Below are 13,977 nucleotides of genomic sequence, written 5' to 3'. Positions count from 1 at the left end.
CTTCCCTGTAGAGAGAATAGAAAAAGAATATATTTCTTTAAAAGTTTGCATGTGTTTACTCGTAATAGGGTTCAAATGTAGTACATTTATGGTACTTAAAAAACAAAAACACGATTATTGAGAATTTAATAATTTAACTAAAGATTTGTTGAATAATGAAGATTTTTTCTGTTGATCAGATAAGGCTCGCTGACAAATTTACAATAGAGCGACAAAATATTACTTCCGATATGCTTATGGAAAGGGCGGGGGAACAAGTATTTAGGTGGTTGCACAGTCAATTGAACGGAAATCCTGTAAAGATTCATGTTTTTTGTGGTATCGGAAATAACGGAGGGGATGGCTTGGTTGTCGCAAGATATCTTATGGAGCAGGGATACAATATTGAAGTATATGTTGTTAATTTCAGTGACAACCGATCCAAGGATTTTTTGTTGAATTTTGATAGGATAAAAAACCTGAAATATTGGCCTAAACTTTTAACCGAAGGCGATGATTTTCCGCAAATAAATCCGGATGAAATTGTTGTTGATGCCATTTTCGGTATTGGGTTGAACAGACCTCCGGTGGATTGGGTCAGTAATCTTATCGGTCATATCAATAAGGCAGGTACTTTTGTATTGTCTGTCGATATCCCTTCGGGTTTGTATATGGATAAGTCTGTTGAGAAGAGCGATGCAGTCATTCGTGCTAACTACACCCTTACTTTTCAGCTTCCGAAATTGATTTTTTTACTACCTGAAACGGGTATTTACACCTATGAATGGTTGTTAGTGGATATTGGACAAGATCAACAATTTTTAATAGAGGAAGAAGCAGATGCTTTTTATATCGATGTGAACAATGCCCGTAGTCTATACAAACCCCGACAACGATTTTCACATAAGGGCACCTACGGACACGCCTTGGTTGTTGGCGGTAGTTACGGAAAAACAGGTGCTGCTTTAATGTGTACTGAAGCAGCCTTGAGTGCCGGTGCGGGTTTGGTGACTGCCTATGTACCAAAGTGCGGATATCAAAGTATACAAACAGCCTTCCCAGAAGCCATGGTGATCACAGATGATAAAGAAACCCATATTTCTGCGGTTGATTTTGATATAAAACCAACTGCTGTAGCTATTGGTGTCGGTATGGGAAAACATAAGGAAACCGTAAAGGCCTTTGCTGATTTCTTGTCGGAAAACAAGCTTCCCCTGGTAATTGATGCCGATGGTATCAACATACTTGCTGAACATAAAGAACTGTTGAAACATTTGAAAGGAAAAGCGGTTTTAACACCTCACCCTAAAGAACTGGAAAGATTTATTGGAAGCTGGAAAAACGATTTTGAAAAGCTGGAAAAAGCAAAACAGTTTTCTACTGAAAACGATGTGGTGTTGATGATTAAAGGTGCGTATACCAAGACGATATATCACAAAAAAGTGTATGTAAATTCCACTGGAAATCCTGGGATGGCTACTGGAGGTAGTGGTGATGTGCTTACAGGGATTATCAGTGGACTCATAGCACAGCAGTACAGCTTACTTAATGCTGCTATTTTTGGAGCCTATATTCATGGACTGGCGGGAGATCTGGCTTCTCAACGATCCGGATTGGAAGCGCTGACAGCTACTGATATTATCGATTTTATGGGTGACGCATTTTTAGCGTTATTCAAGAATGATACGGCAGATCGTCAGCAAAAAAGCGAAGAGGATGAATAAAAATCAAGCATAAGGTTAATTGTCTGTATTTTCTTGGAAAATTTTAGGCTAATGCAGAATTTTGTTTGATAAGTACCTGTATAAGAAATGGACGAATTCTATTATATAAGCTCAGATGTTTTGGATATTGAAACCATTTTCAATGTCGTTGAAAACAAATTGAAACTCAGATTATCTGATGAGGCAAAAATCAATATTGAGCGTTGCAGAAAATATTTAGACAATAAAATAGGGGAGAATAAAAAGCCGATCTACGGAATCAACACCGGTTTTGGATCGTTGTGTAACGTTACCATCGATGAAAAACACCTTAGCACGCTACAGGAAAACTTAGTAATGTCCCATGCCTGTGGTACGGGAGAGAAAGTTCCGACTTCTGTTGTCAAGTTGATGCTGCTACTGAAAATTCAGTCCTTGAGTTACGGACATAGTGGCGTACAACTGGATACGGTATTGCGATTGATCGATTTTTATAATGAAGACGTACTTCCGGTGGTTTATACCCAGGGATCGTTGGGAGCTTCGGGGGATTTGGCTCCCTTGGCTCATTTGGCATTGCCGCTTTTGGGAAAAGGGGAGGTCTATTATGAAGGCAAAATAACCGCTTCAGAAACTGTACTGAAAAAGAAGAAATGGAAACCTATTGTACTACAATCCAAAGAAGGTTTGGCCATGTTGAACGGCACCCAATTTATGAGTGCCTACGGAGTATGGTGTATTATGAATGCTTATAGGTTATCCTATTTAGCCGATTTGATAGGAACGATTTCCTTGGATGCTTTTGATGGACTGACAGAGCCTTTCCACCGATTGATCCATTTGGTACGTCCGCATAAAGGGCAAATAAAAACTGCCGAACGTATTCTAAGGTTTATTGAAGGGAGTGAAATAGCAATTCAGAAAAAAACACAGGTTCAAGATCCGTATTCATTCCGTTGTATGCCGCAAGTTCACGGCGCTTCGAAAGATGCTTTAGCCTATGTGAGAAAAGTTTTTAAAACTGAAATGAATTCCGTTACGGACAACCCCAATATTTTTGTTGATCAGGATGAGGTGCTTTCCGGAGGAAATTTCCACGGACAACCTCTGGCGATGGCATTGGATTATTTAGGAATTGCTTTGGCAGAGTGGGGGAGTATTTCTGAACGAAGAACCTATCAATTGATATCTGGACAACGAGGTTTACCTTCATTTTTGGTAAACGATCCCGGTTTGAATTCCGGACTGATGATCCCCCAATATACGGCTGCAAGCATTGTAAGTCAGAATAAACAGTTGGCAACACCGGCAAGTGTAGATTCTATTGTTTCTTCAAACGGACAAGAAGACCATGTGAGTATGGGTGCAAATGCGGCTACGAAGTGTTTTAAGATTATGGAGAATTTGAAATCTATTTTAGCGATCGAACTTTTAACAGCTTCTCAAGCTCTGGCTTTCAGGCGACCGATGAAATCATCATCTTTTATTGAAGATTTTTGTTCAGCCTATACCGAAAAAGTATCTTTTGTGGATAAAGACAGGATTTTCCACAACGATATTCAGACCACAATTGGGTTTTTGGAAACAGTTGAGCTTAATGCCCCTTTGTTTCAGAATTAGGAAACATTTTTTAATGTCCAGGTAACAGCTTCGTCCAACGACTTGAAAAGTTGCATTTTTTTGGAGAAGAAATATTGTTCTATTTTGAAATTGTATTTAAAAATATCCTTTTCTGAAACGATAGCGATAGATTTCAGGTTAGTGGATTTCTTGATATAAGTGTAAAGAATGGGATTTACCGAATAAGAGTTTTTTCGTAATGAAATATACCCGTAATACTTATTTCGATAGTGCTTTTCTACTATAGTTGTAAGTTCAGATAAAATTTCAAGGTCTAGATCAATCCCATCATTCATAATGCCAATGGCAAATGAAGGATATATCTTGACCTCTCCGAAATCGAATTGATATGTTGTTATCAGTTTATTTTTAGAAACAATAGCACCCATAGTGCAAAGCTACGTCTTATTAAATACTGATTAAAAGGAAGTTGAAGGATTTAGACCAATGACATTTTTTATTGGATAAATGGAGTTAAACAAATGCTAAAAAGCTCAAAGTCGGGAGTCTGAAGTCAGGAGAAACCTTCAATATTCAAAATCTTGAAGGTCTGGACTTGAGGTTTCACTTGCCTCGACATTTATCGTCGGGAAAACCTTTAATTTTAAATTTTCAATCTAAAACGAAATACTTACCCAATCAACTAATCACCTATACAACAGACTTCCAATTCAGTTTTTTCTCGATGGATTTGATCATCAACATGGCAATATCTTTATTCGTGGCGGTTTCTATTCCTTCCAGTCCGGGAGAAGAATTCACCTCCAATAACAAAGGTCCTTTGGAAGAACGGATAATATCCACGCCGGCAACATCAAGCCCCATGGCCTTCGTTGCTTTGACCGCCATTCTTTTTTCGGCTGTTGTTGGTTTTATAAGGGAGGTGGTTCCCCCAAGGTGCACATTGGCCCTGAATTCTCCCGGAGGTGCTTCTCTTTGCATGGCAGCAACAACTTTACCGTCGATCACAAAACAGCGGATGTCTTTTCCATTAGCTTCTTTAACGAATTCCTGAACCAAGATATAGGCATTCAAACTTTTAAAAGCATTAATCACACTTTCTGCTGCTTTTTTGGTCTCTGCCAGTACAACTCCTTTTCCTTGCGTGCCTTCCAAAAGTTTAATGATGAGGGGAGAGCCGCCTACCATTTTTATCAGGTCGTTGGTGTCTAAAGGGGAATTAGCAAACCCGGTAGTGGGGATACTAATACCGTTTTTTAGTAATAATTGAAGGGAAAAAAGCTTATCTCTGGATTGACGGATAGCCTCGGCTTTGTTTAAACAAGCCACGCGAATGGATTCAAAATGTCTGGCCAGAGAACAACCGTAGTACGTCATACTGGGTTTTATTCTCGGAATGATAGCATCGAGGTCATTCAATATTTTTCCACCACGGTAATGGATTTCCGGGGTTTCTGCATCCAGTTTCATATAACATTGGCGGATGTTGTAGAACTCAATATCATGTCCCATACGTTCAGCGGCTTCGATAATTCTTCGGTTGCTGTACAAATTCGGATTACTGGCAAGCAATCCTATTTTCAGTCCGCTGGTTTTATGAACGTTCTCCTTGTATTTTTTGTCAACATCTTCATCGCTGAGATTTCCCAATAAAAAATTACTTTCAGGATCGACGATCATTCTTCCCATCATGGCTTCCCGGCCCAGAAGCATTCGGTAACCCATAGTGTCCCTATTGGTTAGGGAGACCTCAACATCCCATGAGAGTTCGTCGCTTATGGTTAGTGATGTTTTAATAATATAGCGGTTCTCGCGGTTTCCGGTCGAACTTTTTATCACTCGTTTGTCTGTAACAAGAGCCTCACAATGAATCACTTTTTTTCCATTGTTCTGTATGGGGTATACATCAAAAGTAACCCATGTATCTTTGTTTCTTTGAAATGGCTGGATATTAACAGCGTGTAATGCTGAAGTTTTGGCGCCACTATCTACTCGGACTTTGATAGTTGGAATATCTAACTCGTTTAGAGAAACCCATTCCTGACTGCCAATTATGGTTTTGTTGTTCATTTGCATTGTTTTGTATCGATTCTAAGGTAAGAAGAATTTTGTAACCTGAGTTCGATTATTATCACAAAGTCAAAATCAATAAGAATACTCAGTTACAAGGCAAATTTTTGAGGGATAGCCACAGCTATCGCGATAAAATTTAACGCAGTAAATGGGTGTTTTTATTGCTAAAGTACAGCATGTTCAGTTTTAAACAGCAATCTACTTCACTTTTTTAATCTGCAATATCCCGATATTACGTCATAAAAAAGTTCGTATCTCACTATTTAAAACCGTTTTGACAAAGTGAGAATAATCGAACTCAGGTTTGTAACAAAATTAAACGAATTCAATAAAAAAACGCACGGAAATTAAACCGTGCGTTTTTGGTAGAATCTTAATTTTGGACTATGATTCAGCTGATTTTTTAGCCTTTTTAATGGTGATGGTAAGTTCTTCTTTTTTATCATCCAAGTCCATTAAAATACTATCGCCTTCAGTTAACTTTGAAGTGATAATTTCTTCAGCTAAAGCATCTTCAATATATTTTTGAATAGCTCTCTTGAGCGGTCTTGCTCCATATTGCTTGTCAAAACCTTTGTCTGCGATATAATCTTTGGCTTTGTCTGTCAGTTCTAAATGATAACCTAAACCTTCGATACGCAAATACAGTTTTTCCAATTCAATATCAATGATCTTGTGGATGTCCTCTCTTTCTAAAGTATTGAAGACCACTACATCATCGATACGGTTCAAGAATTCCGGTGCAAATGCCTTTTTCAGTGCATTTTCGATCACACTTTTTGAGTGCGCATCAGCCTGTGCTTTTTTGGCAGCGGTTCCAAAACCAACTCCTTGTCCGAAATCCTTAAGCTGGCGTGCGCCAATATTGGATGTCATGATAATGATCGTATTTCTGAAATCGATCTTTCTTCCCAAGCTGTCGGTGATATAACCGTCGTCTAATATCTGTAAAAGCATATTGAATACATCCGGATGTGCTTTTTCAACTTCGTCCAACAGGATAACTGAATACGGCTTTCTTCTCACTTTTTCAGTAAGCTGTCCGCCTTCTTCATAACCTACATATCCCGGAGGTGCACCAACAAGTCTAGAAATGGCAAACTTTTCCATGTATTCGCTCATGTCGATACGTATAAGGGCATCTTCAGAATCGAATAGCTTACTTGCCAATACTTTTGCCAACTGTGTTTTACCAACTCCCGTCTGTCCGAGGAAGATAAAGGAACCGATAGGTTTATCCGGATCTTTTAGTCCGGCGCGGTTTCTTTGGATGGCTTTAACCACTTTGTTCACCGCTTCGTCTTGTCCGATCACTTTTCCTTTGATCAATTCCGGCAATTCGGCAAGTTTTGAACTTTCTGCCTGTGCAATTCTTGTCACGGGTACACCACTCATCATGGAAACAACATCAGCAACGTTCTCGTCGGTAACGGTTTCGCGATGGAGTTTGCTTTCCTCTTCCCATTGTTCCTGGGCTACGGCCAGTTCTTTTTCAAGACGTTTTTCATCATCTCTCAACTTAGCAGCCTCTTCATATTTTTGTTTCTTAACCACCGAATTTTTGAGTTCTTTTACGCCTTCCAGTTGCTTTTCAAGCTCCAAAATCTGTTTGGGAACTTCCATATTAGTGATATGAACCCTTGAACCTGATTCGTCCAGAGCATCAATAGCCTTGTCTGGTAGAAACCGGTCTGTGATATATCTGTTTGTCAGTTTCACACAGGACTGAATAGCCTCATCGGTGTACATCACATTGTGATGCTCTTCATATTTATCTTTAATGTTGTCGAGTATCTCGATGGTTTCTTCAACAGTAGTAGGTTCAACGATCACTTTCTGGAATCGTCTTTCCAATGCGCCGTCTTTTTCGATATACTGTCTGTATTCATCAAGTGTTGTTGCCCCAATACATTGAATTTCACCTCGTGCCAAGGCTGGTTTGAACATATTTGAAGCGTCCAAACTTCCGGTAGCTCCACCGGCGCCAACGATGGTATGGATCTCATCAATAAACAAGATAATATCATCGTTCTTTTCCAATTCGTTCATCACAGCTTTCATTCGCTCTTCAAATTGTCCGCGGTATTTTGTTCCGGCGACCAAAGAAGCGAGATCAAGGGTGACTACTCTTTTATTGTATAGGATTCTCGATACTTTCTTTTTAATAATACGAAGGGCTAAGCCTTCGGCGATGGCACTTTTACCAACACCGGGTTCTCCGATCAATAACGGATTGTTCTTTTTCCTTCTGCTCAATATCTGGGAAACACGTTCTATTTCTTTTTGTCGCCCAACAACAGGGTCTAGTTTATCCTCTTCGGCAAGTTGGGTGAGGTCCCTTCCAAAGTTATCCAATACCGGGGTTTTGGATTTTTTACTGGATTTAGGGCTACCGCCACTTGAACCGCCAAACGGATTATCTCTTGTCTCTTCTCCACCAGTACCTGTTTCGTCAGAGAACGATTCAGAGGTAGGAGCGTCTATGTAATCATCATCACTTGTTATCATAAGCTTGAATTGCTCTTTAACGTTATCATAATCAATTTTAAGCTTGTTTAAAAGCTTAGTCGTCGGGTCATTCTCATTCCTTAATATACAAAGTAACAAGTGTGCTGTGTTGATCGAGGAACTTTGAAATAGTTTGGCCTCGAGAAAAGTGGTTTTCAAAGCGCGTTCGGCTTGCCTGGTGAGGTGCAGGTTGCGTTTGTCGTTCGCAGCGACACCATTCCCGGGGTTGGCCGGACTTAAAATTTCTACTTTTCTCCTTAAATGTTCTAGATCTATGCTTAATGCTGTCAATATATCTATTGCCTTCCCGTTTCCGTCACGTAAAAGTCCGAGTACCAAATGCTCAGTTCCAATAAAGTCATGACCCAACCTTAGGGCTTCTTCTTTACTGTAAGCTATAACATCTTTTACTCTAGGTGAAAAATTATCATCCATACTTTTCCTTTCTTCAATTTAAAAATAGTAAAACAACGGTAAGTAGACAAAAACTATACCTTAATTAATTACATTTAAGGTTACTTTTAGCTAATAGACAAAAAAAAGTGGCAAAAACAAAAAAATTAACATTGAATTTATCAACGTATAGCCTCATCATTTTTGTTGATAAAAACATGAAAAAACCTTGTCTTGGCGCTCGCTAGCGTCTATAAAATACGTATATTGGCACGATTTATAATTAAACGATAAATAAAATATTTAATATGACAGAAGGAGAAAAGCTGATTCCTATTAATATTGAAGACGAGATGAAATCGGCTTATATTGATTATTCAATGTCGGTCATTGTGTCACGTGCTTTACCTGATGTTAGGGACGGACTAAAACCAGTTCACCGACGTGTTTTGTTCGGGATGCATGAATTGGGTGTTAGAGCGAACAGTTCGTACAAAAAGTCCGCAAGAATTGTAGGAGAGGTGTTGGGTAAATATCACCCACACGGAGATACGTCGGTTTATGATACTATGGTTCGTATGGCCCAAGAATGGAGCTTACGTTATATGTTAGTTGACGGTCAGGGGAATTTTGGTTCCATAGATGGTGACAGTCCGGCAGCTATGCGTTATACCGAGGCGCGTATGCGAAAAATTTCTGAAGACATGTTGGCCGATATCGATAAAGATACGGTGGATCATCAGTTGAATTTCGACGATACGCTTAAAGAACCAAAAGTTTTACCCACAAGGGTTCCCAACCTTCTTGTTAACGGAGCTTCTGGGATCGCTGTTGGTATGGCGACCAATATGCCTCCGCATAATTTATCTGAAGTAATAGATGGTACCATTGCCTATATTGAAAACAACGATATTGAAATTGATGAGCTTATTGAGCATGTCAAAGCGCCAGATTTCCCTACAGGAGGTATTATTTATGGTTATGATGGCGTACTGGAAGCCTTTAAAACAGGAAGAGGTCGTGTTATGATGCGCGGAAAGGCGCATATTGAAGAGGTGAATGGTAAGGAATCTATCGTCGTTACTGAAATTCCATATCAGGTAAACAAGGCAGACATGATCAAAAAGACAGCCGACCTTGTCAATGATAAAAAGATAGACGGGATTTCAGGTATCCGTGATGAGTCTGACAGAAAAGGAATGCGTGTTGTGTATATTTTGAAGCGTGATGCCATCCCGAACATTGTTCTGAACATGCTCTATAAATACACGGCGCTTCAATCTTCTTTCAGTGTGAATAACATAGCGTTGGTAAACGGAAGACCGAAGCTATTGAATCTCAAGGAGATGATCCATCATTTTGTGGAGCACCGTCACGAGGTTGTGGTAAGGAGAACCGAATATGAGCTTAAAAAAGCAGAGGCCAGAGCACACATATTAGAAGGATTGATTATCGCTTCGGATAATATTGATGAAGTGATCGCTATCATCCGTGGTTCTGGTAATGCTGATGAGGCACGAACAAAATTGATGGAGCGCTTTAAGCTCACCGAAATTCAAGCCAAAGCCATTGTAGAAATGCGATTGCGACAGCTTACCGGTCTGGAGCAAGACAAATTGCGTTCTGAGTATGAAGAAATCAAAGAATTCATAGAAGACTGTAAAGATATCCTGGCTCGTAAAGAGCGTAGAATGGAGATCATCAAAGAAGAACTTCAGGAAGTAAGAGAAAAATACGGTGACGAAAGACGTTCTCAAATAGAATATGCCGGTGGCGATTTGAGTATAGAAGATATGATCCCGGACGAACAGGTGGTGATTACCATCTCTCATGCAGGATATATTAAAAGAACACCGCTTACCGAGTATAAAACGCAGAACAGAGGGGGAGTTGGACAAAAAGGTTCTTCCACACGAAACGAAGACTTTTTAGAAGATCTTTTTGTAGGAACCAACCACCAGTATATGATTTTCTTTACGCAAAAAGGAAAATGTTTCTGGATGAGGGTTTACGAAATTCCGGAAGGAAGCAAAACTTCAAAAGGACGTGCCATCCAAAACTTGATCAATATCGAACAAGATGATAAGGTAAAAGCCTTTATTTGTACCAAAGACCTTAAGGATGAAGAGTATATCAACAGTCATTATGTCATTATGGCAACCAAAAAAGGGACTGTCAAGAAAACTTCATTGGAACAATACTCCCGTCCGAGACAAAATGGAATCAATGCGATTACCATCCGCGAAGGCGATGAATTGCTGGAAGCGAAACTGACAACAGGTAACAGTCAGATTCTTTTGGCAGTAAAATCAGGTAAAGCTATCCGTTTTGAAGAAGGGAAAACCCGTCCGATGGGAAGAAACGCTACCGGGGTACGCGGAATCAGATTAGCTGATGATAAGGACGAAGTCGTTGGAATGGTATCTGTGAACAATTTGGAAGATCATATCTTGGTTGTTTCAGAAAATGGATACGGAAAACGAACCTATTTGGACGATCCGAAAGACGGCGAAGCTGTTTACCGAATCACCAATCGTGGCGGTAAAGGAGTAAAAACCATGTCGATTACCAAAAAAACAGGAGCTTTGGTAGCCATCAAAAATGTGTCTGATGAAGATGACTTGATGATTATTACCAAATCTGGCGTTGCTATTCGTATGGGTATTGAAGATTTGAGGGTCATGGGAAGGGCGACACAAGGTGTGAAATTGATCAACCTTAAAAACGATTCGATTGCAGCTGTTGCCAAGGTGATGAAAGAGGAGGATGAAGATGATATAACAAATGTGAATGAAATCGAAGTTATAGAAAACGGCATGGATATTGATCCGGATAAAGAAGAAACTGATACTAATACAGACACTAAAGAGTAACATTAAACTTTAAAAACAAAAATCTTTTTTAACAATGAAAAAACAAGTTTTATTAGCATCGGCATTGATGATCACATCATTGGCTGTTGCTCAAAAAAAAGAACTTAGAACAGCTGAAAAAGCCCTTGATAAAGGAGGAACCGCCGAAGCTAAAAGTACTTTGGAGAGCTTGTCATCCACGATAGAATCAGCTGACGACAAGTATAAAGCGCAGTACTATTTCCTCACAGGAAAAATGTATGCCGATCTTGCCAAAAAAAGCAGTGCTGATACAGATTATGAAAAAGCAGTGAATTCTTTCAACCAGTTGATCGAGTTTGAAGAAACAACGAAGAAGAAATATACTGATGAAGCTGAGGAAATCCTTACTACCTTATCAGCTGATATCGTTAATTCAGCTGTAAAAGACAATGAGAATAAAGACTTTGCAAGTTCAGCAAAAAAACTTTACATGGCTTATGAGATAACTGATAGTCAGGATTATCTTTATTTTGCTGCTTCCAGTGCTGTAAATGGAGGGAATTTTGATACCGCTTTGGAGTATTATGAAAAACTGAAAGAAATGGGGTACACAGGAGAGAGTACTGCATATCTTGCAACAAACAAAGAAACTGGTGAAGTAGAGAACCTGGGTTCTGAACAACAACGTGACTTGATGGTAAAAGCAGGTCAGTATACCGATCCTAAAGAAGAAGTAACAGAATCAAGACTTCCTGAGATCGTGAAAAACATTGCATTGATCTACAACGAAAAAGGGGAGACTGAAAAAGCTGCTCAAGCAATTAAAGACGCAAGAGCTGCTAATCCGGAAGATATGAACTTGTTGATGACTGAGGCCAATATGTACATCAAAATGGGGGACAAGGCCAAATTCCAGTCTTTGATGGAAGAAGCTATTGAAAAAGACCCTAACAATCCAACATTGTATTATAACTTAGGTGTGATCAATGCTGAACAAGGGAACAAAGAACAAGCAGAAGGGTATTACAAAAAAGCCTTGGAATTGGATCCTAAAAATGAAAATGCATATTTAAACATGGCTTCATTGACCTTGTCTGAAGAAAAAGAGATTGTTGAAGAAATGAATAGTCTTGGAAATTCTGCAGCGGACAATAAACGTTATGATGAGTTGAAGGCTAAGCGTGAAAACCTGTATAAATCTGCTGCTCCTTATCTTGAAGATTTATTAGAGATCAACCCTAATAATATTGATGCCGTAAGAACGCTAATGAATATTTACGGAACTACTGGAGAACAGGAAAAATATACAGAAATGAAAGAAAAACTAGCTGCTTTAGAGCAATAGTCAGTTAAGAAATACTTTTCAAAAAGCGCCGTTTTCGGCGCTTTTTTTGTTGATGATAGAGGGGTAATAGTGTTTTTAAAAATTGAAATATTCTTTAGCGTTATTATAAGAAATATCTTGGACAATCTTTCCGATCCATTTTATATCGTTAGGCAACTCACCATTTTCTATTTCTTCTCCAAACAAGTTACATAAAATTCTTCTGAAATATTCATGTCTAGGGTAGGAGAGGAAGCTACGAGAATCGGTTAGCATTCCAATAAAGCAACTGATAAGTCCCATATTTGATAGTGCATTCATTTGCTTGATCATTCCGTCTTTTTGGTCTAAGAACCACCAACCAGAACCAAATTGAACTTTTCCCTTTACCGATCCATCATTAAAATTACCGGTCATGGTAGCCATTACTTCATTATCAGCAGGGTTAAGGTTGTATATTATGGTTTTGGTCAATATATTGTTGGTGTCTAAACTGTTCAGGAATTTTGAGAGGTTTTCAGCTTGAGGATAATCAGCAATAGAATCCCAACCAGTATCCGGACCTAGTTGTTTTAACATACGAGTGTTGTTATTCCTCAAGGCCCCTAAATGAAATTGTTGTACCCATCCTTTGGCATGATACTGTTCTGCCAAAAATTGGAGCACAGCACTTTCATATTTAGTGATTTCCTCACTTGTCAAAGGTTTCTTTTCAATACGCTTTTTGAAGATGTCGAGAATTTCAGTTTCTGTATATTCAGCATACGGAATAGCGCTGAGCCCATGATCGGAGACTTTACATCCATTCTCATTAAAATAATCAATCCTGCTTATCAAAGCATCTTTTAGGTCTTTATATGAATTGATTGATATTCCAGCGCTTTTCTCAAGTTTGTTTAGGTATTCAATAAAACCGTTATTACCAATCAAAATAGCTTTATCGGGCCTGAACGAAGTGGAGATTTGTGTCTCAAAGTTTCCTTTGGCGAGTCTTTGATGATGTTCTAATGAATCTGTAGGGTCTTCGGTTGTACAAACCATTTCAACATTCATTTTGGAAAGTAGATTTTGACAACTATACGCATCGGAATTTAATTTTTCTGAAGCATTTTTATAAATACTTTCGGCATTTTTTTCATTTAGTAAATCGTAAATATCAAAATAACGCGCCAATTCCAATTGAGTCCAGTGATATAATGGGTTCCGCATAGTATACGGTACTGTTTTTGCCCATTGAAGAAACTTATCTTTATCAGAAGTATTTCCAGTGATAAACTTCTCGTCTATCCCCAAAGTACGCATCGCTCTCCATTTGTAATGGTCGCCATAGATCCATATCTGGGTTAAGTTTTCAAATACTTTATTATTGGCTATATCTTGAGGAGGTAAATGACAATGATAATCTATAATTGGCATTTTGCTTGCGTAATCGTGATAAAGTTCTTCAGCATATTTATTACTGAGCAAGAAATTGTTGTTTATGAAGTTGTTCTCCATGGTTTGTTTTTCATTAATAGTTTTATTCGATGCGGGTCATAATACCATCACCTAAAATTAACTGCCCGTTTATAAAATCGTTCGA

Annotated in this window: 8 protein-coding genes; 4 read left to right on the top strand and 4 right to left on the bottom strand. The window is 38.8% G+C overall.

Annotated elements, in window-relative coordinates:
* The first annotated feature begins 155 nt into the window (after positions 1-155).
* Positions 156-1,703, top strand: a complete 1,548-nt coding sequence (locus OOZ15_RS13045; RefSeq protein ID WP_265956864.1) for an NAD(P)H-hydrate dehydratase — start codon at positions 156-158, stop codon at positions 1,701-1,703.
* A gap of 87 nt (positions 1,704-1,790) precedes the next feature.
* Positions 1,791-3,302, top strand: a complete 1,512-nt coding sequence (hutH, locus tag OOZ15_RS13040) for a histidine ammonia-lyase (protein ID WP_265956863.1) — start codon at positions 1,791-1,793, stop codon at positions 3,300-3,302.
* Here the strand turns inward: hutH and OOZ15_RS13035 are convergent.
* From OOZ15_RS13035 to OOZ15_RS13025, 3 genes are all read right to left on the bottom strand, one after another.
* On the bottom strand, positions 3,299-3,691 hold the full coding sequence (locus tag OOZ15_RS13035; protein ID WP_265956862.1) for an STAS/SEC14 domain-containing protein: 393 nt from the start codon (positions 3,689-3,691) through the stop codon (positions 3,299-3,301). The two genes, hutH and OOZ15_RS13035, sit on opposite strands and share 4 nt — an antisense overlap.
* 262 nt (positions 3,692-3,953) lie before the next feature.
* The gene (gene rimK, locus OOZ15_RS13030; RefSeq protein ID WP_265956861.1) at positions 3,954-5,333 is read right to left on the bottom strand and encodes a 30S ribosomal protein S6--L-glutamate ligase; all 1,380 of its coding nucleotides are present in this window, start codon (positions 5,331-5,333) and stop codon (positions 3,954-3,956) included.
* Between the two features lie 387 nt (positions 5,334-5,720).
* A complete protein-coding gene (locus OOZ15_RS13025) occupies positions 5,721-8,279 on the bottom strand; it encodes an ATP-dependent Clp protease ATP-binding subunit (RefSeq protein ID WP_265956860.1) in 2,559 nt (852 codons plus the stop codon).
* A 266-nt stretch (positions 8,280-8,545) separates the two neighbouring features.
* On the opposite strand from OOZ15_RS13025, the gene gyrA reads away from it, so the two are divergent.
* Together gyrA and OOZ15_RS13015 are read left to right on the top strand one after the other, a co-directional pair.
* A complete protein-coding gene (gene gyrA / locus OOZ15_RS13020; RefSeq protein WP_265956859.1) occupies positions 8,546-11,110 on the top strand; it encodes a DNA gyrase subunit A in 2,565 nt (854 codons plus the stop codon).
* 34 nt (positions 11,111-11,144) lie between these two features.
* Complete coding sequence (locus tag OOZ15_RS13015) at positions 11,145-12,416, top strand: tetratricopeptide repeat protein (protein ID WP_265956858.1); 1,272 nt, start codon at positions 11,145-11,147, stop codon at positions 12,414-12,416.
* A 75-nt stretch (positions 12,417-12,491) separates the two neighbouring features.
* On the opposite strand, the gene uxaC is transcribed toward OOZ15_RS13015, so the two are convergent.
* Positions 12,492-13,892, bottom strand: a complete 1,401-nt coding sequence (gene uxaC, locus OOZ15_RS13010; RefSeq protein WP_265956857.1) for a glucuronate isomerase — start codon at positions 13,890-13,892, stop codon at positions 12,492-12,494.
* Between the last annotated feature and the right edge of the window lie 85 nt (positions 13,893-13,977).

The organism is Galbibacter kalidii, assembly GCF_026241135.1.
GTDB lineage: Bacteria > Bacteroidota > Bacteroidia > Flavobacteriales > Flavobacteriaceae > Galbibacter.
This window is presented reverse-complemented; position numbering and strand designations above follow the sequence as displayed.